The 22575-nt window shown below is 51.8% G+C and carries 17 protein-coding genes; 12 read left to right on the top strand and 5 right to left on the bottom strand.

Annotated elements, in window-relative coordinates; genetic code table 11:
- Positions 1–39: 39 nt before the first annotated feature.
- The gene (locus GmarT_RS13590) at positions 40–351 is read left to right on the top strand and encodes a hypothetical protein (protein WP_149302844.1); all 312 of its coding nucleotides are present in this window, start codon (positions 40–42) and stop codon (positions 349–351) included.
- 39 nt (positions 352–390) lie between these two features.
- Here the strand turns inward: GmarT_RS13590 and GmarT_RS13595 are convergent, their stop codons facing one another.
- Entirely contained in the window at positions 391–3327 is a 2937-nt protein-coding gene (locus tag GmarT_RS13595; protein WP_149302846.1) for a hypothetical protein, read from the bottom strand.
- A gap of 254 nt (positions 3328–3581) precedes the next feature.
- Here GmarT_RS13595 and GmarT_RS13600 point away from each other — a divergent pair, with 254 nt between their 5' ends.
- The 6 genes from GmarT_RS13600 (at position 3582) to GmarT_RS13625 (ending at position 6673) form a co-directional block, all read left to right on the top strand.
- On the top strand, positions 3582–4280 hold the full coding sequence (locus GmarT_RS13600; RefSeq protein ID WP_002686272.1) for a phytanoyl-CoA dioxygenase family protein: 699 nt from the start codon (positions 3582–3584) through the stop codon (positions 4278–4280).
- 150 nt (positions 4281–4430) lie between these two features.
- Positions 4431–5153, top strand: coding sequence for a hypothetical protein (locus GmarT_RS13605; protein ID WP_002686271.1), 723 nt, complete (start codon positions 4431–4433; stop codon positions 5151–5153).
- Entirely contained in the window at positions 5107–5346 is a 240-nt protein-coding gene (locus GmarT_RS13610) for a hypothetical protein (RefSeq protein ID WP_149302848.1), read from the top strand. Before GmarT_RS13605 ends, GmarT_RS13610 begins: the two co-directional genes overlap by 47 nt.
- A gap of 59 nt (positions 5347–5405) precedes the next feature.
- Positions 5406–5747 (top strand): hypothetical protein, encoded by a 342-nt coding sequence (locus GmarT_RS13615; protein WP_002686269.1) that lies wholly within the window; start codon positions 5406–5408, stop codon positions 5745–5747.
- Positions 5748–5787: 40 nt separating this feature from the next.
- Entirely contained in the window at positions 5788–6342 is a 555-nt protein-coding gene (locus GmarT_RS13620; RefSeq protein ID WP_002686268.1) for a hypothetical protein, read from the top strand.
- A gap of 70 nt (positions 6343–6412) precedes the next feature.
- Complete coding sequence (locus tag GmarT_RS13625) at positions 6413–6673, top strand: hypothetical protein (protein ID WP_002686267.1); 261 nt, start codon at positions 6413–6415, stop codon at positions 6671–6673.
- Between the two features lie 64 nt (positions 6674–6737).
- Here the strand turns inward: GmarT_RS13625 and GmarT_RS13630 are convergent, their stop codons facing one another.
- The gene (locus tag GmarT_RS13630; protein ID WP_002686266.1) at positions 6738–8921 is read right to left on the bottom strand and encodes an FdhF/YdeP family oxidoreductase; all 2184 of its coding nucleotides are present in this window, start codon (positions 8919–8921) and stop codon (positions 6738–6740) included.
- 246 nt (positions 8922–9167) lie between these two features.
- Here GmarT_RS13630 and GmarT_RS13635 point away from each other — a divergent pair, with 246 nt between their 5' ends.
- The 5 genes from GmarT_RS13635 to GmarT_RS13655 all read left to right on the top strand — a co-directional run bounded on the left by GmarT_RS13635 (position 9168) and on the right by GmarT_RS13655 (position 19250).
- Positions 9168–11132 carry a redoxin domain-containing protein gene (locus tag GmarT_RS13635; protein ID WP_149302849.1) on the top strand — a complete coding sequence of 655 codons (1965 nt, stop codon included), beginning with the start codon at positions 9168–9170 and terminating at the stop codon, positions 11130–11132.
- Between the two features lie 126 nt (positions 11133–11258).
- Positions 11259–13571, top strand: a complete 2313-nt coding sequence (locus GmarT_RS13640) for an efflux RND transporter permease subunit (protein ID WP_002686263.1) — start codon at positions 11259–11261, stop codon at positions 13569–13571.
- Between the two features lie 235 nt (positions 13572–13806).
- Positions 13807–16452, top strand: coding sequence for a DUF1553 domain-containing protein (locus GmarT_RS13645; RefSeq protein WP_002686262.1), 2646 nt, complete (start codon positions 13807–13809; stop codon positions 16450–16452).
- 65 nt (positions 16453–16517) lie between these two features.
- Positions 16518–17972, top strand: a complete 1455-nt coding sequence (locus tag GmarT_RS13650) for a DUF1501 domain-containing protein (RefSeq protein WP_002686261.1) — start codon at positions 16518–16520, stop codon at positions 17970–17972.
- A gap of 18 nt (positions 17973–17990) precedes the next feature.
- Positions 17991–19250, top strand: coding sequence for a M14-type cytosolic carboxypeptidase (locus GmarT_RS13655; RefSeq protein WP_081459520.1), 1260 nt, complete (start codon positions 17991–17993; stop codon positions 19248–19250).
- 44 nt (positions 19251–19294) lie between these two features.
- On the opposite strand, the gene GmarT_RS13660 is transcribed toward GmarT_RS13655, so the two are convergent.
- The 3 genes from GmarT_RS13660 to GmarT_RS13670 all read right to left on the bottom strand — a co-directional run bounded on the left by GmarT_RS13660 (position 19295) and on the right by GmarT_RS13670 (position 22465).
- The gene (locus GmarT_RS13660) at positions 19295–20383 is read right to left on the bottom strand and encodes a deoxyhypusine synthase family protein (RefSeq protein ID WP_002686259.1); all 1089 of its coding nucleotides are present in this window, start codon (positions 20381–20383) and stop codon (positions 19295–19297) included.
- 216 nt (positions 20384–20599) lie between these two features.
- Positions 20600–21019, bottom strand: a complete 420-nt coding sequence (gene speD / locus GmarT_RS13665; protein WP_081459519.1) for an adenosylmethionine decarboxylase — start codon at positions 21017–21019, stop codon at positions 20600–20602.
- Between the two features lie 477 nt (positions 21020–21496).
- Positions 21497–22465: a DUF1559 domain-containing protein gene (locus tag GmarT_RS13670; RefSeq protein WP_002686256.1), complete on the bottom strand. Its 969-nt coding sequence runs from the start codon at positions 22463–22465 to the stop codon at positions 21497–21499.
- Positions 22466–22575 lie beyond the last annotated feature (110 nt).

Here is a 22575-nt window from a genome sequence, read left to right on the forward strand (position 1 = left end):
GATCTGATCTATGGATAATTCTTTCAGGGAATCTGTGTGGTGAGTGGAATGGTATATGGAATCTTTCTGGTGCTGCTCTGTCTGTGGGCAACGGGGAGCCGGTGTCTGTCACAATTTGGTTTGAAAGTCGGGACTGTCTACCTTACGGGAATCGTGTTTGGCTGTTTTGGGCTGATTTACCTGGTGGGCGTCTATTATAATTTCGGGCTGTATAACACAAATCGATTTTCACTGACAGTTTTCTCGATGTATCTGCTGGCTGCTGTAATAGTCAGTGTTATTCTGGTGAATCTGTCTGTGCTGACCGGATTATATCTGGGTGTTTTACGGATCAAACCATCATCCCGTTAATACAAAAAACGTTTCATCGACGTTGATACCAGAGGCTTGTTATGGCTTTCTCGCAGTCAGCGGTTCCTCACGGTCCGGTTTTGTGGCGATAACTGGTTCTGCGTTCTGTGTCGAAACATTCTTTGCTGGAGAGGAGTCCGGCTGGGGGGCTGTCTCTGTTTGACGGCTGGTGCCTTTTACTTTGAGTCTATCGGTTTGAAATAACTGCTGACCTGAAGTATCTGTGATCGACAGAATCAGTGAGACTCTGGACTTCGGAAAATCGGCGGGAACCTGCCAGGAGAGCAGGCCCGTAGAAGAAACAGACATGCCTTCAGGCCCCGCCTCGAGTTGATATTTCACACCTCCCTGTTTCGATCTGACATCCAGCTGGCTGATCCAGTGCTTTCCGCGGATGGCTGCTGACAGTGGATGTGAGACGGCAAACAGATAGTCCTGGTCCGACTGTTTCAGCAGATTTTCCAGGTTGATCTCGTGCAGAATCAGACTCTGATTCGTAGCGGGGATTTGAATCAAAAGATTCTCGAAGGGCAAATACTGGAAATGTTTCGACAACGCCATCACATGCGGACCGGGAGCCTTTTGACGTTCACTGAAACTGAGGGTCGGGTTGACGCTGGTCAATTGAGCCAATGGGGTATTTGCCCCTTTAGAGTAGAGGTAAAGCTCTTTTTTCGTTTTGTTTTGTGGTTGTTTTTTTGCCATCAGATAAAAGCCGGGCTGCACGGAAGGGATGGGAATACTGCGTGGGTCGTCCCGGTTAATGGGAGTCATCTGTCGCGACATGAATCCGTGTGGTGTATACACGACTGAGCCGTCTGCACTGGGGAGCAGGACAAAGGGAGAGGGAATCTGCGTCGGATGGTTACTGACCTTCTGGTCTTCCAGAATCAGCACCCCCGCGGCTCCATAGGCGATCAGCGTCCCGTCAGCGGAGGCTTTGACGTGGTGCGGTTCAACAGAGATGCGCAGAGGATACGGCGACTGATACTTCCGTTTTCGCATCGCCTCAGGATTGAAGAAATGAACCTTCATCTTCCTCATGTCGTCGCCAGTAAACAGCACAAGGGGATCCGTGGAATCGTACCCCATTACCAGGGCAGCGATCCGATCAGCAATGGGGGAAGTAACCTTGAGTTCGCGCTGAAAGGTCTTGAGATTCCAGCGTTCAAAAATCTGCCTGTCGCGCAACAGAATGATCAGATCATCTGCTCCAGCCGTGAACAGGATGTCGTCAGAATCAACGGGGATATATTTTACAACGGCTGATTTGTTCGTGTCGAAGACCGCCAGCTGATGCAGATCAAGAAGATGCAGAATCAGGTAACGTCCCCCGCCACCGACGACCAGATCATCAATGCTTCCCGGGAGGTTGACTGTCCGATGATGCGGTTCAGGCTGAGTTGGAGTGGCTTTTGGAATCGTCGCTTTTTGGTGAGTGCCAGGTTCAGGCTGATGTAGTGGAGATGGTTTTCCGGTAACGGAAGATGCTGTCTTGTTTTTTCGAATTTTCTGACCTTGGATTTCAATCTGCCAGGTCTGGAAAACTTCCTGCCCGGTTGCATCTTTAACTGAAAGTATGACCGTTTCTGTCTCCCGTTTGAATTCTACTGGGACTTGCCAGTTCAAGGTACCTTGTGGAGTAATCGTCATACCTTCCGGGCCGACTTCGATCGAGGTCTGAATCGGTAGCTGCTTTGCTTTGGCATTTAGCTGGTATTGGTAGAAGTCTCCCTGTTTTGCAGTATTCCTGGGTTGGCTGGTAATCAACAGATAATCAAGGGTCGACTTGTCCAGAGCCTGCTGCAGGTGAACCCGATGCAGGACAACCTGACTGTTGGTGGCGGGGAGGTAAGCCAGCAGATCCATATCGGGGAAATAATGCAGACGTACTATCTGAGGAGTTTCTCCCACGAAGAAATCCTTGTGCCAGTCACGCCTGGAGATGGAAGGCACGACCTGGGGAATGGTAAGGAGTGGCCGGGGATCATGCTGCTGATGGATTGTAACATTCGGACTGTCGGCCCTGACTCGCATATACAGATTTCCGAGAGAAGCGGGAATCGCGCGAGAATGATTTTCCGCCAGAACTTGGTTGAGGGTGTTCGTATAAATTCCCGAGAAGGAATAGATCAGACTTCCGTCCGGGCCAGGCAGGCTGACTCCGAGATTTCGGTCCTGATAGAACCCCTGAATCTGGTTTCGTTTGATGATGAGGTTTCCATAGCCGCTGTGTGATGCGATACCCGGGCGTGCGACTCCAAATACCGTGCCATCCGCGGAAGCATGCACGATACAGTCGCGGGCATTGACGCCTTTGAACTTCCAGTCACTCCCACCGCGTTTCAGGTGGGCTGGTTCCAGAGTCTGCAGATCGAGAAAATTCTCTGCATTGACGGACATGTCTCCACGACAGAGAAAGATCGGGCCTGCTGAAGCAGAACCCATACTGATCTGAGAAACTTCTCCATTATTCAGCAGACGCGTCAATTCCAGCTGATGTGTCTGAAGATCAACGCGTTGTATTTTCTGCTGATCGCGGAGCACGACTACCAGTTTCTCAAGACCCGCGGTAAAGGCGATGTCATCGGACTCGACAGGCAGATATTCCGTCACGCGGGCTGCGGACACATCGAAGATCGCCAGCAACCGCAACTGGTCCAGATGAAAAATCAGATACCGTCCTGCTCCTCCGACGGCGACGGCACGACAGGTTCCCGGCATTTTTACTGTCAGCCGATCATCGGTCAACTCAGGATGTGAAATTGTTGAGAGACTGGCCTGATCCGCTTGACTTGGTTCGGTTTTGATAACTTTGTGTGGAGAGAGTCGCTGTTCTTCGGTATTGGCAGAGGGTCCGTCAACGGGTATTACGCCACCCTGATTCTGTTGAAAGGCAGGTGCCGGATCAGATTTTTGGCAGGAACAGGAACTGAGGAGCAAAACCAACCCTATTCCCACTGGAGCGAATCGCAAGAGAGCCACCTTTCGAACGCAGATGAGAATAACAGACAACTCAGGATAACGGTATGTACATTTTGTCATTCCTGAAGATGACTTTCAACCTTGGGTTGGAAAGAGCTGCAGAAACATACGGTTTTTCTGCTAATCGGACTAATAGAACGAAGAAATGAAATGGACTTTGAATGCGTCATCCTGATTGATAACATTCCTGCTTGAGCCCCCATTGCAAAGCGGATATCGCATACTCAAACAGGAAAAGCCGGGTAATGTCAGAGATCATAGATTGTCAACTGGAACAGGCAGGTTACCAGAAACTGTCGGCCCCCTTGCCTGCCTGTGCTTATGACGTTCTGGATGAGGTGCTCGACTCGGTTGTCCAGGAGAACTTTCGTCGGCGGCGCAATGGTACCCGTTACGCGATTCGGAATGCGCACCTCGCAGTGCCAGCTCTCAGGCCTCTGCTTGAGCACGGTGCACTGGTGGAATTGGCACGCGGAGTCCTGGGACAAACGGTTGCATTAGTCAGTGCGACGCTGTTCGATAAACAACCCGGTGCGAACTGGTTTGTGCCGCCGCATCAGGATCTGTTCGTGCCAATTAGCGGTACAACAGATGATCTCCGCTGGACCAACTGGTCAATCAAAGCGGGAGTCCAATACGTCGAACCGCCCGTCGAAGTGCAACGGGAACTGCTGGCGCTTCGATTACATCTGGATGCGTGCCCGGGTGTGAATGGGGCACTGGAAGTGGTGCCCGGCAGCCAGCATGAACGATTGGATGAAGATGCAGTGGCAGAGTTCGCTGAAAAGGCGTTTGAAGTCTGCCCTGCTGGTCCGGGGGAAGTGCTGCTGATGCGACCGCTGCTGGTGCACCGTTCCCGTGCTGCGAAACTGCCAGAGCGCCGCCGGGTGCTGCACGTGGTTTATTCTGCAACGGTGCCGCCCAAAGGGCTGGAGTGGACTTAAGCCTTCAGGTCTCACCTGGTTTTTAGTGAAGTCTATTGAATAACATTAAATCAACTCTTGTGCTGTTCATATGAATCTATTCAAATGTTGTGATGGCAGGTGACGCGATTTGCAGCAAATTGATTCATTGAAAACAGTCAGGGAAACAGAGTGAAATTTCAATACAATCTGGATGATGCCACTCATGATATAAAGCAGGCTTCCATCGCTGCGTTTCTTTCAGCGGCTATGAGTACCTTAGTCATCGTCGTTGCCATCGTCACTTCTGCGGAAGGCGTGTTCGGACCATTTGCTGATCCGATTAACTTCATCGATGTTGCCCTGGTGGTGGCGTGCTGGGTGGGACTCCGATTCTATTCGAGAACTGCCGCAGTCACCCTCGTTATTTATTTCATATTAGCAAAAATCTTTATAATGCTGGAGAACGGGCGACCTTCGGGGCTTCTGTTTACCATGATCTGGCTTTACTTCTACTGGAAGGGCATTCGAGGCACCTTTGCCTACCACCGCTTAAGAAAAGAGGCGGATTCCAGTTACCGGTCCACACCTGTCTCGTTTTACTATTTCGTGATTCCTGTCGGGGGGATTGTTCTGAGTTTAATCATACTGGGAGTAAGCTTGTTCGGACTTGGGATTCTGGCTGAAAGTGGAACCTTCGTCTCTCCTGAAGTGACTGCAGGAGACAAGCTGTCAAAAAGCGACTTACAGTTGCTTCTGGATGAAGGAATCATCAGGCCGGATGAAACCGTTCTTTATTTTTATTCGACGGGTCTGACTTCCATTTCAGATGACGGGAATCTGCTGACTGATCAACGTGTCGTTTCGTATGAAGAGAATCGAGGGAGTATTAGAGGTCTACGCAGCGAACTATGAAGATGTAACAGAGATCATTGTTGTGGAAGAGGGAAACTTCATCGATGATACGATAGTCGAAATCAATACGACGGATGACGATGTATTTCTCCTGTTTCTCTCTCCCCTGGATGAAGGTGACCAAACCTTTATTAATGAACTCAGAAGCAGAGTCCCGTCTAAGCCAGCCCAGGTAGAACAACTGACATTGTAAAAAAACGATAAATGAAAGCATGATTCGCATTGGCGATTCTGAATTTTTAGAGGTCGATTATGACATCTGACGAGCGACAACTGGAAACAAAAACAAAACCCAAAGGACTGCGACGCTGGTTTCTGGCAGGGTTTCTGATTGTATTTTTCGCAATGGGATTTTGGTTTAGGTTTACCGCGGTAGGTGGTCCGCCGGGGACACTGATGCAGGTGAACCTGTTCCAATTTTATTATTATGAAGCAGGAACCTGGCTTCGAAGTTCCGGTGAGCTGGCCGCGCTGATGCCAAGCCTTTCCCATATCTTGATGACACTCGGATTTCATCTGGTTTGCGCAGGAGTGGGGGCCGCCGTTTTTCTGGGGATTGGTTGGGGAATTCGAAAACTTCGCGGAGTTTCCTGATCGAACCTTTGAATCTGTTTATTCTCAGAAAGCAACAGTCATGGGAAGCTGGGGAGCCGGGCTCTACTCTAATGATATTGCACTCGATCTCAAAAGTGCTGTTGCTGCAATTGTGAAACTCCCCTTCGAGTCAGAGCAATTAATCAAAATGCTGGCGGAAGCGTTTACTGAAGAAGCCGGCCGGGAAACGAATGAAGAGTATACTACGTTCTGGCTGGTTCTTGCGGACCAGTTTCATAAGCGGGGTATTGACTGTCCGGATGTGTTTTCTCGATCGCTTAAAATTATCGATTCCCATTCAGATTTGCAGATGCAGGAATCGCTGGGGATGGATGCGAAAGAGCTAAAGAAGCGAGAGAAATATCTACAGAAATTACGAAGTAAACTGTGTCAGCCGGTCATTGAAAAGCCCCGTAAAACTCTGAAAAAGCCACAATCGCTACTCCTGAAGCAGGGAGATGTGATCCTGTTTCCTGTGTCCTCAGATGGGAAATCGATTAATAGTTATTATACGGAGAGTGAGTTTCAGAAACTTAGCTGGAATCAATCTAACTGGGGGGGCTGCAGTAATTGTCGATTGTGGGCATGTGTTTGAGTATCTCGCTTATTATTGTCCCATAATCCAGATGCGGTGTCTGGAAGATAACAGGAAACCGACTCTGGATATGTTACAGGGAGCAGTTGGATGGCGCCTCGCCCCGACTGTGACATGTAACAAAATCCATTTTCGACGGATGAAGATCGATATTCTCGCGAACATCAAGCTGGATCAGAAAAAATTACAGAAACAATTTCCGACGATCTCCAACGGCATTTATGCTGCGGTGAATGATATTACAATTGGAAATGAACTCAAAATCTATGCGGGACCCTGGTGGAAAGATCCTGCACAGATTGAGTTTTTGAAGGAGATCGTTGCCAGCTGATAAGATCCCAATTGGTTAAGCGTTCTTAAACCAACTAAAATAATGTGGACGGGATGGTGTGATTTTAAACTGTTGCTTGCACTTCCAGCGTGACCCGTGTTGATTTAAAACCGGGGGTTTTCGAGAGCGGATCGACGGTGTGTGGAACCAGGATATTCGCTTCCGGGTAATACATCAGAGCATTTCCGGCGCGGACGTCGAATTCGCGGACCAGGATGTAAGGCATCTCTCCTGCTTCGCTCTTCACCTTGACCCGCTGATCGGGTTTGAGGCCCAGGCGATCGATGTCGGCCCGGTTCATCAGGATCACGTCGCGGCGTTCCTGGCCGCGGTAGATGTCTTCGTCATCATAGACGACGCTGTTGAACTGCCCTTCCGAGCGGACTGTCATCAGTCTTAACTGATTGTCATCCACGGGGATCTCGGGCAGCGGGATGGCGTGGAACTTTGCTTTGCCGCTTTCCGTGGGGAATTGGTATTCCGCGACCGCACGACCGGTGACGTGGAATTCCTTGTTGGATTCAATCGTCTGATGCATATTTTCGTAGCCGGGAATCAGGTCGGCAATCAGTTCGCGGATGGCGGAATGGCTTTCCAGTTTCTTCCAGTCGATGCGGTTGTCGCCGGCAAACAGTTTCTGGCCGATGGCAGCGAGGATAGAAACTTCGCTGCGGGGGCCTTCATACCGGGATTTCCCGCCGTCACTCATGCGGACGTAGCTGAACATCGACTCCTGCGTGGTCGACTGTGGCTCTTCATCGCGCGGCAGGACGGGGAGAATCAGCGTCTCTTCACCAGTGCCCCAGACGTGACCCGTATTGAGGGTCGTGGAGAGATACAGAATGGTTTTGATGCGGCTCATGGCTTCGAGCGCGTATTTCGTATCGGGGTTACTGCCGTAGAGGTTGCCTCCCAGGCAGAACGCAAAGTCGATCTCACCGCGATGCGATGCTTCCATACAGGCCATCGTGTCATAGCCGGGTGTCGTGGGAACCTGAATACCGAGTTGACTCTCCAGGCGTTCAAGCATGGCCTGTTTCAGACCTGGTGTGACGCCGACCGACCCGAGACCCTGCACGTTGCTATGCCCGCGGATGGGCATCAGCCCCGCCTGGCGGCGACCGACCATGCCTCGCAGCAGAGAGACATTGGCGATGGTCTGCACGTTATTGGTGCCATGCAGATGATGGGTAATGCCCATACACCAGCCGATGACGACATTTTTGGCAGAGATATACTGGTCGGCGATCTGTTGAATGGTATCGCGGTCGACACCACTCTGGGCGATGATATCGTCCCAGCTGGTCTGGTTGACCTGTTCCTGGAAGGCTTCAAAGTTCTCAGTATGCGCAGCGATGAAGCTGCTGTCGTGAGCGTTTTGTTCGAGTACGACCTTGGCGATGCCGGTCAGTAACGCCAGGTCTCCGCCGACGTGCGGCTGCACGTACATGGATGCGATACTGGAACCGAACAGCATGCTGCGGACGTCACTGGGAACTTTGAAATTGACCAGCCCCAATTCTTTGACCGGATTGATGACAATGACTTTGCCACCCCGCCGCCGGATTTCCATGAAGGCTTTCATCAGTCGCGGATGATTGGAGGACGGGTTGGCGCCGATCAGGATATACAGATCGGTGTGTTCGAGGTCTTCCAGTTTGATCGTCCCCGCTCCAGTGCCGATGCTGGAGCCTAAACCGACTCCACTGGCCTGATGACAATAGTAGGAGCAGTTGTTGACATAATTGGTGCCCATCAGTCGCGACATCATCTGGAACAGGAAGCCGGCCTCATTCGAGGAACGACCACTGGCGTAGTAAAACGCCCGCTCGGGGCCAGCTGCTTTCAGGCGGTCGACCACCAGGTCAAGAGCCGCATCCCAGGAAATGGGTTTGTAATGTTTTTCACCGGGAGAGAGCAGCAGTGGTTCGGTGAGTCGGCCGCTGTATTCGAGTTTTCGCGAGTTGAAAGAACGCAGCTGGTCGATATTGTGTTTTGCGAAGAAGTCGGAAGCGACCGCGGGCTGCATGTCGGAAGCCATCGCCTGAAACGATTTTTTGCAGACTTCGGGAAACAGACCTGCTTCGTTAACCATACCCCCTTTTTGTCCACCCATGCCGACAGCACAGGTCTTGCAGGCGTTTTTGGAACGCATGGACTTCCAGAGTTTCCACCAGCCCACCCGGTTTGCCAGAGTCAGACTGTATTTAATCGCTTTCCAGCCGCCGCCGCTTCGTGGAGCTTTCACTTTACGCCTTCCTTTGTCGTTTTTCAGGAGCACACTGCAGTGAACCGATTCCGATACAACAAAACACAATCTTCACACTTTTGCCAAAATCTGAAACCTGTTCAAGTTAGGTCGAGTATATCCAAATGAATTTATGCAATCAACGAGACGGGCTTCATTTCCGTACAGTGGGTCTTGCGGGGGTTTCCGGCCAGTTGATACAATACAGCTCCTGTCTATCTAAACTACAGGAGGAAGGATCGTGCTATGTTTCGTCGCTGTGTAAGCTTTTCAGTATTCTTGATTCTGGTTTGCGGAAGTTCTCTCTGGGGGGAGAAACCATCTGCCACTGCTTCCTCCGCTGAATTGACATTTCGTCTGCCCACTACTTCCGGTGAGACTGTTGAACTCAAGAAACAGCCCGATCAAAAAGTGACGGTGGTCTGTTTTCTGGGAGCGGAATGCCCGCTGGCACGGTTGTATGGACCCAGGTTAAATGAACTGCAGGAGTCCTATCGATCGCGAGGCGTACGCTTGATTGGCGTCAACAGTAACCAGCAGGACTCGCTGGAAGACGTGCAGGCATACGTCAAAAAATATCAGATTCAGTTTCCCATGGCGAAGGATTACGGGAATGAAATCGCCGATCGCTATCAGGCGGTGCGGACCCCGGAAGTCTTTGTGCTGGACGAGAACCTGGTGATTCAATATCGGGGACGGATCGATAATCAGTATCTGCCGGGGATTTCTCGAGCCGAAACGACTTCCCATGATCTGAAGAACGCGCTGGACCAGGTTTTGTCGGGGAATCCAGTCAAACTGGCGGTGACCGAACCGAACGGCTGTTTCATCGGACGCGTCAAAAAAACAGAAGTGACGACCAGTCTGACGTTCTGTAACGAAGTGGTGCGGGTTTTGAATCAACATTGTGTGGAATGCCATCGTAAAGGCGAAATCGCGCCCTTCAGTCTGACCGACTATGATGAAGTGAGAGGCTGGGCAGATACCATGCTGGAAACCATTGATGACGGACGCATGCCTCCCTGGCACGCGAGTCCGAAATATGGTCATTATGCCAATGCCCGTTTCATGTCGGATGAGGATAAAAAAGTGCTCCGCGACTGGGTTGCCGGGGGGATGCCATATGGTGATGTGAAAAACATGCCGAAACTTCCCGAGTTCCGTGAAGGCTGGCATCTGCCGGAAATTCCGGAAGCGGTCTTCGAGATGCGGAAACGACCGTTTCAGGTTCCCGCGGAAGGTGTGGTCGAATATCAGTATTTTGTTGTCGATCCTGGTTTTACAGAAGACAAATGGGTGACCGGAGCGCAGGTGCTGCCGGGCAATCGCTCTGTCGTGCATCATGCGATTGTTTTTATTCGTCCGCCGGATGGCGCCGACTTTCGAGGTATCGGCTGGTTAACCGCGTATGTGCCGGGTCAAAGGATCAAAAAACTGCCTGAAGGACGGGCCCGTAAGGTCCCCGCTGGTTCGAAGCTGGTGTTTCAGATGCATTACACGCCGAACGGCTCGGTCGCGGAAGATATTTCCAAAGTGGGTCTCCTGTTTGGCAAAGAGGAAGAGATCACGCACGAAGTCTTCACGCTGATTGGCATTGATCAGGAGTTTGAAATTCCGCCGCACGCCAATGATTTTCCCGTGACTGCAAAAGTGCGACGTATTCCCGCGGAAGCAGAGTTGCTGGCGATTGCGCCACATATGCATTTACGGGGGAAATCGTTTCGGCTGTTTATGAAGCAGAAGGACGAATCGGAAATTCTGCTGGATGTGCCAAACTACGATTTCAACTGGCAGCATATTTACGAGCTGAGTCAGCCCATGAAACTGGATGATGTGGACTCGCTGGAATTTACTGTGAAATTTGATAATTCCAAAGAGAATCCATTCAACCCCGATCCCAGCGAGTACGTGACCTGGGGAGATCAGACCTGGGAAGAAATGGCGATTGCCTTTTTCGAAGTTGCTGAACCCCGGAAAAAGAAGAAGGTTGAAAAGATTGCTCGTAATAAAAAGCCCAGTCAGGAAGAGGCGGACGAGCAACGTAAAAAGAAGTATGAGCAATTAGTCGCCGAATTCATTCAGCGTTTTGATAGAAATCAGGACGGGCAAGTGGATGTGGATGAGGTCCCTCTGGCAACGCAACGTTATGGACGTTATCGAGATCACGACGGAGACGGCATTATCGGTAAAGAGGACCTCTGGAAACGATAATTGCTTTGAAGTATTACGCGAAGTATGAACCCGAGGTATTGAATCTGATTCTACCTGAATCGCCTGTCCCTACTGTCAGAAAGAGAATCGAGAGTGTTTCGCGCGTTTAATCGATGTTCTGTCTGGATGGCCGATCATCCTGTCATGGTCACGCTGTTCATTCTGCTGCTGAGTGGAATTGCGCTGCTGGGTTATACAATGCCTGAAGAGGTGCGCGACTGGTTTAAACCAGCTCCGGTACAACAGGTACAGCAGCAGAAACCGGAAAAACCGCGAAAAGTACGGGAAACGCCGCCAGATGTCGATCCGATCAGTCTGACTGATGCCGATACTATTCTGGTGATTGATTCGGAAGACTTTTTCACCCCGGAACGAATTAAAGCCCTCCGTGAAATTGTGGAGCAGATAGAATCACTGGACTATGTGCGTAGCGTCTTCTGGCTGGAAGATATTCCCAATCTGAATATCTTCGGCTTGCGGGAACCCTTGATTCCCAACGAACGGGCTTCACAGAAACGACTGGATGCTGCTAAAGAAAAAACGGTCGCCCATCCACTGGTGGGCGGGCAACTGCTGTCAGTGGATGGTAAGACGCTGTTGCTGATGATCAAGTTCGACTGGCTGCATGTGACGGATGATGACGCCTGTACGATCGGATTAAAGGATGTGGCGCGCGAGGTTGCTGCCAAATATCCGGGAGCCGATTTCTCTTTCCTGACGACCGGACGCGTGCCGATATATCTGACCGCAGTGCGGACGCACAATGCCAACAAGGTGAAATACCAGGTCATTGGATACGGCATGATCCTGTTTATGGCTGTGATTCTGTTTCGAGGGATCTCTGCCGTGATCATCGTTGCGCTGGCACCAATGTTCGGCGTGTTTCTGACGATGGGGTTCATTCAGTTCCTGGACTTTCAGGATAATCCGTTTAATGACGTTGTGCTGCCGGTTTTGTTGAGTCTGGTGGGACTGACGGATGGCGTACATCTGATGGTGCAGATCAGAAAGCACCGGGCCGCCGGGTTGAGTGGGCGTGATGCGGCCCGGCGAGGTGTTCAGGAAGTCGGACTGGCCTGCCTGTTGACCTCGGTGACGACAGCCATCGGCTTTGGTTCGCTGTCATTGGCCCATCATGAAACCGTGCGCGAATTTGGTTACAGTTGTGTGGTCGGAGTGCTGCTGACTTTCATCGCGGTGATCACCGTAATCCCCCTGGCCTGTCGTACCTGGCTGGGACGTTCTATTCATGTTGGTTATGGGAAAGGAATCATCGACCGGCATCTGGGACGCATCAGCGTGATTATCGAGATGGTTCTCAAGCGGACACGATTTATCAGTTCGCTGGGGATTGGTGTGACCGCCATTCTGATTTTGATATCATTGACACTGCGTCCAGATGAACGGCGGGCGAATATGTTGCCTGATGGCTCGGAGGCGGCTGTGGCGCTGAATCATATGGACCGGGCGATGGGAGGGCTGGAACATTCACGGGTGCATGTCACCTGGGACGATGATGTGCCCTCCGATTCTCCGGAAGTGCTGGTTGCCATCAGTGAAGTAGACGATTTACTGCTGCAAGAGGAATTGATCGGCCATCCGATTTCAATTCGCAATATCCTGGGAGCGTTGCCCGGAGAAGGCAAACCGGAAGAGCGGATGTCGATGATGGACCTGCTGCCTCCCCCGCTGAAACGCGCTTTTTATACGCCGGAACGAAATCAGGCTGAAGTCAGTTTTCACGTGCAGGATCTGGGTATCGCTCGTTATGGACCCACCTTTACACGAATCGAAGAGGGATTGAAAACGATTGGTGCCGCACACCCCCATTTTCAATTTGAGCTGACGGGGTCTGCTGTTTGGCGCTGGCGGAACCTGTACCAGATTGTCGTGGATCTCGCCGCGAGCCTGGGGAGTGCCGCAATTATCATTCTGGTGGTGTTGGCGTTTGCTTTCCGTTCGCTGCGACTGGGGTTGATCTCGATTATCCCGAATATGTTTCCCCTGGCTGTGACCGGAACGTTTCTGGTGTTTACGGGACAGTCCCTGGAGATCGTCAGCGTGTGTGCCTTCACAGTCTGTCTCGGGATAGCCGTCGATGATACGATTCATTTTTTAACCCGGTTCCGGGAAGAACAGCTATTGGTCGACAGCGACGAAGAGGCGATCCGCCGTGCATTTACCGGCGTGGGGACTGCTTTGATTATGACGACGGTGATTCTGGTGGCCGGCTTTTCGACGGTGATCTTCAGCGATATGCGCGATCAGCGGATCTTCGCGATCATGAGCGGTTTGACGATTTCGTCTGCCCTGTTTGGAGATCTGGTCTTTTTACCCGCATTGCTGGCACGGTATGCAAAACGTTCCCAGGTGCCTGCAATGGAAGAGCCGGAAGAATTATCTGACCCGATGGTGGAACAGACCCTGGTGCGAGAATAATCAGATGCGGTTTGCTGTAACTCACGTGAGTCTCAGTGATTTCGATCCCTTCTCGTCTGCAGCTGAAAATGTTGTCTTTCGTGGATGGTTTCGGAAAGCGGTAAGTAAAGTTAAATAATTTGACTTTACAGCCGATAAACGTTATAAAAGATTCCCACCACTGTAGTTATATTCGTTGAGTTCAGCGAAATGACTCCCGCCCAAAAGATGTTCCCCGACATGAAGGAACAACGCTTTGTTTTACCGTGTGAATGCACTATTGCTGCCCGGCTTGATCTCTCTGTTTGCGTGGTGCCCCTCTGCTGGCGCTTCGAATGAGCAACTGACATTTGAAAAAGATATCCGCCCGATTTTCAAGGCCTATTGCTTTCACTGTCACGGGGAAGAAAAAGAGCTTTCCGGCGCACTTGATCTGCGGTTAAAGCGTTTGATTTTGAAAGGCGGTGATTCGGGAGAGTCGATTACTCCCGGCAATCATGCTGACAGCCTGCTGTTTCAATATGTGGAATCAGGCGACATGCCTCCGGATGAGAAACTGCGTTTAAAACCCGAAGAAGTGTCCGTGATTGCCAGATGGATCGACCAGGGAGCCGCCGCGGGACCGGAACCAGCCGGCGAAGTGAAACCCGGTGATTTTCTGATGACGGAAGCCGAACGTTCTCACTGGGCATTTCAACCCATTCGTAAAGTTAAACTTCCAGAAGTCGCGCGTCTTTCCAAAGAAGGAAATACATCGACCGTAAATCCGGTTGATGCGTTTGTGACCCGTCAGCTTGCTAAGAAAGAGCTCTGGTTTTCTGAAGAAGCAGATCGACTGACGTTGATCCGGCGGGCTGCCTTTGATTTGACGGGCCTCCCCCCTGCTCCGGAAGATGTGAAAACGTATCTGGCAGACGCATCAGCGAATGCGTACGAGAATATGATCGATCGTCTACTGGCGTCTCCGCATTATGGTGAGCGCTGGGCGCGACACTGGCTGGATGTCGCCGGCTACGCCGATTCAGAAGGCTACAACGATAAAGATGTGATTCGCCCGGATGCCTGGCATTATCGCGATTATGTGATTCGCGCATTGAATGCAGATAAGCCGTGGGATGAGTTTATTCAAGAGCAACTGGCCGGTGACGAACTGATTAGAGCCACGCATGCCACAGCGCAGAAACTGGTAGACCAGAATCCTGCAGTGTGTGACAAGCTGACAGCGACCGGGTTTTTACGATTGGCTCCGGATGGAACGGGATCGAGTCCGATGGACCCTGCCCTGGCCCGGAATCAGGTGATTACGGAAACCGTGAAAATCATGTCATCGTCTTTACTGGGGATGACCGTAGGTTGTGCTGAATGCCACCATCATCGGTTTGACCCGATTCCCCAGGAAGACTTTTATCGGTTGCGCGCTGTAATTGCTCCCGTGTATGATGCCGACAAGTGGCGGAAACCGGCCAGCCGCCGTGCGGCGCTGATGTCAAAGGAAGAAAAAGCAAAAGCGGCAGAACTGGCCGCGCAGGTTAAAAAACTGGATGAGCAGCATAATCAGATCAAGGCAGAAGTGACACAGTTGATCGCGGAACGGGTTTTGAAGGAAGTTCCTGAAGCAGATCGTGAACGGGCCAAAACCGCTTATGAAACAGCGATCAAAGAACGGACTGCAGAACAGAGCGATTTCCTGAAAAAGAAATATCCGATGCTGGATCTGCTGGTCCCCGGACGTCTGCATCTGTTCCTGGCCCGTTATAAAGATGGCAAAGAACTGGCAAAACGCTACGAAGATGTGAAGGCTGAAGCAGACAAGCTAAGAAAACAGATTCCTCAACCTGAATATATCAGGGTTGCGACCGAAGACACGCAGCATCTGCCTGAAACGTTTGTCTTTTATCGAGGGGATATGTCCTCACCCGAATCAGAAATGATTGCGCCGGGCGGGCTGACGGTTGTTGGTTCCAAAACCGAAAACACTTTTCCCGTCAATGATCCTGCAGTGCCAACGTCGGGGCGTCGACTGGCGTTTGCCCGCTATCTGACCAGTGGTCAGCATCCGCTGGTGGCTCGCGTCTTGATGAATCGGTTCTGGATGCATCATTTCGGTCAGGCGATTGTTGATTCGACAGGTGATTTCGGCTCACGCGCCGCGACTCCCACGCATCCCGAACTACTCGACTGGCTGGCAGCCGACTTCATGGAGCATGGCTGGGAATTAAAACGGATTCACCGTTTGATCATGACCTCGCGGACGTATCGTCAGACCTCCACTTCTCATTCCGAGAAAGCAATGGCGGTCGACGCAGATAACAGACTGCTCTGGCGGATGAATCTGAGGCGGCTGGAAGCGGAATCGATTCGCGATGCGATTCTGACCGTCAGTGGCGAACTGAATCGAGACCAGTTTGGCGCACCGATCCCGGTCTCCCTGGCTGACAGTGGAATCATTACTGTGGGGGCGGGCAAGGTTTCTCCCGATCGGCGGGAATTAAAGCGTTCCATTTATATCCAGGTAAGACGGACTCAGCCGGTCACGATGCTGAATGCCTTTGATGCACCGAGTATGGAGCCGAACTGCGAGCGGCGGGTTTCTTCTACCGTGGCGACGCAATCGTTGGCGCTGTTGAACAGCGAATTCATGCGGGAGCAGTCTGTCGCGTTTGCAAAACGGGTGCTGGCGACAGCAGAAAAATCCACTGCTCCAAAGAAACTGGTGCAGACCGCCTGGAAGCTCGCATTGAGTCATGAACCGTCGGCTGCAGAGATGCAGGCGCTGGAGAAACATTATCAGTTGCAGTTACAGGAATATCAGGCGAAAAAAGTCAAAGATCCCCGGCAGGAAGCATTGGCGTCACTGTGCCATGTCCTGTTTGGTACCAATCAGTTTTTGTATGTCGAATAAATGGTTTAAAATCAGACGTCATACAGATGTCTGTATAATGATAACCTCTCCGAAGGGAGTGCATTGTGTTTCAGAACAGTCATGATTATTCAAACGGTTCCCGCCGTCATTTTCTTGCGCAGAGTGCATTCGGCGTTTCTTCGCTGGCATTGGCGACATTGTTAAAAGAGGACCAGTTGCTGGGGGCACCGGAAAAACCGGCGCTTGAGGAAATAACGTATGATCTGAAGCCGAAGAAAACGAGTCATCCCGCGCGGGCAAAATCGATGATTTCGATTTTCTGTGGTGGTGGCCCCAGTCATCTGGATCTGTTTGACCGCAAGCCGACGCTGGATGAATATGCGGGCAAACGTTTTCCCGGCGATGGTATTAAATATGACAACGCCGGTCAGGCGACGTCCATCATCATGCCGTCTCCTGACACGTTTGAAAAATGTGGCGAATCGGGGATGGAAATCAATACCGCCCTGCTGCCTCACTTCGGCGAGATTGTCGATGATGTGACGTTGATTCGTTCCATGCAGTTGCCCAACATTCGAAACCATGTGGCGGGGATGCGGGCGATGACAACGGGCCGCGGTCGCGAAGGCTGGCCTTCCCTGGGGAGCTGGGTGACCTATGGTCTGGGAGCGGAGACACAGGATCTGCCGGCATTCGTCGCGATTACGATTCCTCGCAATCCGGTTGGTTCTCCCTATTGGGACAGTCGGCAGTTACCATCACTTTATCAGGGAACAGTCGTCAGTAAATCGGAACCACGGATTGCTAATCTGAATCCGATTTCACAACTCCGTGGAAAGCCGCAGAGTAATCAGCTGGATCTGCTCAAGGAGCTGAACCAGATTCATCTGGAGCGACATCCCGGTGAAGACGATCTCTCCGCTCGAATTGCGAGTTACGAACTGGCAGCCCGGATGCAGACCGCGGCGACCGAAGCACTGGATCTGACCAAAGAGACGCAAGCAACCCACCAGATGTATGGAGCCGATGATGCGGTAACCAAAGAGTTCGCGGATGCCTGCATGCTGGCCCGTCGATTTGTGGAACGTGGTGTACGATTCGTGCAGATCTGGAATTACGCCTGGGACATGCACGAGAACATTTTTGCGGCTCTGGAAGCCCGTTGTAAAACCTGTGATAAACCATGTGCAGCCCTGGTGACTGACCTGAAACAGCGTGGTTTACTGGATTCGACGATGGTACAATGGGGCGGTGAAATGGGGCGTCTGCCTGTCGTGCAGGATCGCGGGGCGGGCAAAAAACCGGGCCGCGATCACAATACGGAAGGTTTCAGTATCTGGATGGCTGGCGGTGGTGTTAAAGAAGGGCACATCCATGGAGCCACGGATGATTTTGGTCACCGGGCTGTCGAAGATGTTGTCACTCAGCATGATTTTCATGCGACATTGCTGCACCAGTTTGGTCTGAAGGCGAACGAATTACATTTTGAGCATAATGCACAACCGGTGGCTCTTGTGGAGCCGGGACAAGGTAAAGTTGCTGAGGGAATCCTGAAATAAGCCAGTCGGGGAGAAACGATGACAAGACTATACAGCTTCATTCTGTTGTGGGTGTTGTCGATGTTTCTTATCGGTTCTGAAGCCTCAGCTGAGGATCTGGTGGTTTCCTCTGATTTTCCGGGAGGCTCTGCGGAAGTCATACAGGTCGACCAGAAGCAGCGCACGATTTTGATTCGTCCCGCCGGTGATCCTCAATTTGGCTGGCCCTGCTGGTGGTACTTCCAGGTGACGGGAGTCACGCCTGGGGAAGAGCTTACGGTGACCGTCGATGCCAGTCAACTGAAACAGGCGAATGGCCAGAAGTTGTCAGCCTCATGGGCGCTACCTGAGCAAGCGGCATTCAGTACCGATCAACGACGCTGGGCACAGACACGACCGGGGAAAAAACAGGGAGAGAACTGCGAGTGGAAAGTGAAACCGGATGCGAAAGTCGTCTGGTTTGCCTGGGGACCACCTTTTGTTCCCACTGATGCAGAACAACTGGTCAAAAGACTGAGCCAGAAACATGCCAATGTGACGGAATTTGAGTTATGTAAGACCCGCGCGGGGCGCCGTGTTCCTGCTTTGGTTGTTTCGCCCGTCGGTGAGAAGGATAACTCACGGCTGGCTGTCTGGGTACAGGCACGGCAGCATGCCTGGGAATCTGGTGGCAGCTGGGTGGGCCGCGGCTTTATCGAGTGGGCCGTGAGTGATCATCCGCAGGCAGTTGCTCTCAGGGAAAAAGCGGATATTTACTATATCCCCATCATGGATATCGATAACGTAGCGACCGGGAATGGCGGTAAGAATCAGGTACCGCACGATCATAATCGGGACTGGTCAGAACATCCGCGCTGGAATGCGGTTCAAGCGGCGATGAAATCTCTGAAGCAGCTCGATCAGCAGAACCGGCTGGTAATGTTTATGGATCTGCATAATCCGGGACCGAACTCGAAGCAGCCTTACTTTTATATTGCTCCTCCGGAGCTCAATACGGAGCGGCGTAAAGCGCTGCAGGATGCATTTATCGCAGTCTGCCGCGAGGAGATGCGAGAGCCTTTGAAACTGGATCGGAGTACGCCCTCGACCGGTCCCAAATATGACAAACGCTGGAAAGAGATTTCCAGTAACTGGGTGCGGAGCGCGACGCGCGAACATGTGATTGGAATTACGCTGGAAACATGCTGGAATACGCCGCACAGTAACACGAACGGTTACATGACTGTCGGTCAACAACTGGGGTTGGGGATAGCTCGCTATCTGCAGCAGGATCCCCGTCAGTCACCGAAACAGAAGTGACTGACGAGACTGTTTAATGCAGAGCCTGGAAAATCCACCCGCGTTCAGCTGGTTTCGTCCAGTTTTTCAAAGACGGCTTTCATCAGCAGAGGCAGGACCACGGTCGCATCGGAATAGACTTCCGCGAAGCGTCCCCCCTCCTGGGGAGAGATGAATTTCCCCCAGCTGACCCCTTCCGAGTAGGTGCAGCCTGACAGGCCTCCCCAGTGAACGGGTTCGGGACAAATGCGAATGCCGTATTTGAAACGGGGTTCTTTCCATTCGGTGCCAAGTCGGTAGTTGGCAATTTCATAGTAGGGAGCAACCTGTTGCGCCCAGTTACGTGGAACGCCACCACCGACGGTAAAGATTCCCAGGGTCACTGCGTCACGCATCAGACCGGCGTATTCCTGCAGGTCGATAAACGGGTTGAAGCTGGGGAGTGCGGTCAGGATTTCAGCCTGATCGAGTTCTTCAGCTGATTTACCGGATTGCGCGATATGTTCAGACATGGCCCAGGTGGCGACATCAAGACCAATTTCACTGTCGGTAAACGCAGGGATAAAAACGGGCACGTTCTGTTCGTAGGCGCTGCGGAGAATACCACGACCTTCGTCGACTTCCGAGAGCCTCTGCCCGAGCGCGCGACACAGACGGGCGGAAGACCAGACACCGTCTTCCGGTTTGGATTCCCTGAGTACGGAACGGACGAGCCGCTCGACGTTATTCAGATTGGATTCCATTTCCAGCGTGTCATAGATACGGTTGTAGCCTTTTTTGTAGAGTGTTTCGTCTGAATCGTTGGGGTTGTACTGGTAATGGACCAGGCCAATCGATTCTGTCAGGCCGTGGGCAATGAGGGCCCCGGTAGCGACAACGGCATGGACCAGACCGCGGTCGATCATGTCGCAGATGATACTGCCCTGCTTGGCAACGGTCATGGCACCAGAAAGGGTCAGTACGACTTTGCAGTTGGTGTCTTTCGACATTTCCAGCAGGATATCATAGGCGACCCCCAGTTTTCTGCCTGAAAAGGCGGTTTCGGACATTGCCTGTAGCAACTCGGCGAAGGAGTTGACACTGGACAGGTCCAGGCTTTTCAAAGGCTTTAATCCGTCGCCTCGACCGTCGTGGAACTCTCGTTCTCCACTCATGTTCTGCTTTCCCTGATAGATCTCAATTAGCAAACGTACTTTCCCTGTCATATCGCATGGCAAGTGCGCTCGTCGACTGTAAAGACTTCCGAGCACACTTACCTGAATGCGGTAGTTATGACAAGAATTCAACAACAGATTTAATCTACCACGTCACGAGCGAGAACTGTAGGCAGTTCTGGTGGTTTCCGGGTAGAGTCTGGAAATGTTGAGAATTTATAGAGCGACGACCTGATCAGCTTCGCAAGGGTAGCTGGCCGCTTCCTGTAAGGCAGGTTTCCCATTCGGAATGGGGAAGCGGGGCATCTCCAGAATACTGACATCACCCAGGTCAATTTCTTCCCGAATATAACGTAATACGTCATTCGGGTCGGTATCACCACAGGTGAAGACGTCCAGAGCGATTAAGCCGAGGTCTGCGTAGCAGTGTGCTGAACAGTGGCTTTCATCAAGAAGGCACATAGCGGTGAAGCCCGGTGCTGAATTATGACCGAAGTGATATCTAACCTGTGAAATCACAGTTGCACCAGCGCGGGTAGCACCACGCGCCATGGCTTCAAGAACCAGTTGGTCGTTTAGACAAATGTCCCGCGAGACATTACGACAATCAATGAGAAGATGTCTTCCTTTATGCAACTCATAAACCCTCCACTAGAGGTGCCTGAAAAAAACAGGCATCCGATTTTGATGAAATGTTCGAGACAATTTCGAATCGTAATGCCTATATCGGTACGCAATTTTTAAAGTGCGAGATTATTATGTTATTGAAGAATAAAATACAAGAAATAAATTGACGAAATTGCGCGGAATTTACAAAAATCGAAAAACAGTTTCCCGGCCTTGAGCCCGCGGCGGCAACTACTGGCAGGCGTTCGGGTTTCGCAGGAGGGACGCGGCTCTGGTTTCGACCGGTTTGAAAGGCTGGGAATATCCTGTCCATGCGCAGGGACTACCCGGTGAAATGGTTCCGGCGATGGTACTGTTTCCCCTGCAAGACCGGGAGCCTGGAATGTGATAAGTGGTGCATGCAGGCCCTGTTAAGAAACCGCCCCGCAACTGACTGGTCAGCGCGGGGCAGTTTTCAGATCGTTTCCTCAGGGATTTGGGGCTGTCCTAAAACTCGCCGATGACGTTCCCGTCATTGATGGTTCCCAGATACCGGAAGGTTTCATAGTTCATGTTCTCGCTCAGAAATCGGACCGCGCCATCTCCAAGCAGGAAGTGAGCTCCCCCCTCGTGCTTACTGGAGAAGTTGGCAATATGGTTGGTTGTGTTGGGCGGGTGGTGCATGGTCATCATGCCCCCCTGCCCGACGTGTCCCAGAACGAGTGAAGCAGGACCCTCGGTCATGGAGGCCATGGTCATGCCAGCGGGACGCGTGGCGTTAGGAATCGCTGCGTACCAGGTTGTATCGGCCTGAATGACTGAGGCGGCACCTACAAACTGGTGCTGATGAGATCGCTCACCAACGACAATGGTATTCGAGGTGCCATCGGTAATGTCGCGCATTTTAACATTGCTGTTCCGGTACAGGATGCCCTTTACGGTGGGATTTCCAGGAGCATCAGTCAGGCTGCCATAGCCATAGATCCCGGCGTAGTTTGCTGAAGAAAGGCTGTAGGTATTGGAGCCATCTGAGACAGAAAACACGCCCTGATTTGTATCGCTGGGACAGCGAAAGATCAGGATTGCAGATGTGGCAAGTCCGATGTTCGGGCTGACGGTGCTGTCCAGATTGAGATTGAGCTGATTATAAAGCGGTGCCTGATCAATGAAGGGCAGCAGCATCACTCCCCAGGCGAAACCGGTGCCGGTTTCTGTGGTGCTGTCCGCTGTGCTCGTGACATTTCTGGCGATGTAGCCCGGAGGGAAGGACTGATGAGAGTCATGGTAGTTATGTAAGGCGACCCCGATCTGTTTCAGGCTGTTTTTGCAGGTTGACCGCCTGGCTGCTTCGCGGGCCTGCTGAACAGCGGGGAGCAGCAGGGCAATCAGAATTGCGATAATGGCAATCACAACCAGGAGTTCGATCAGGGTAAAGCCACGAGTTGTACGTCGATAAAGGGATGTTTTTTGTTTCATTTCAGTTTACCTGTTATGTTTCATGAGGCGGTGGCCGAGCATTTCGGGCGTCACCGATACAGGGAAGGAGACAGATTGCAGACACATCCAATCCGATTCTTGAAAATCGA

This window comes from Gimesia maris, assembly GCF_008298035.1.
GTDB classification, from domain to species: domain Bacteria; phylum Planctomycetota; class Planctomycetia; order Planctomycetales; family Planctomycetaceae; genus Gimesia; species Gimesia maris.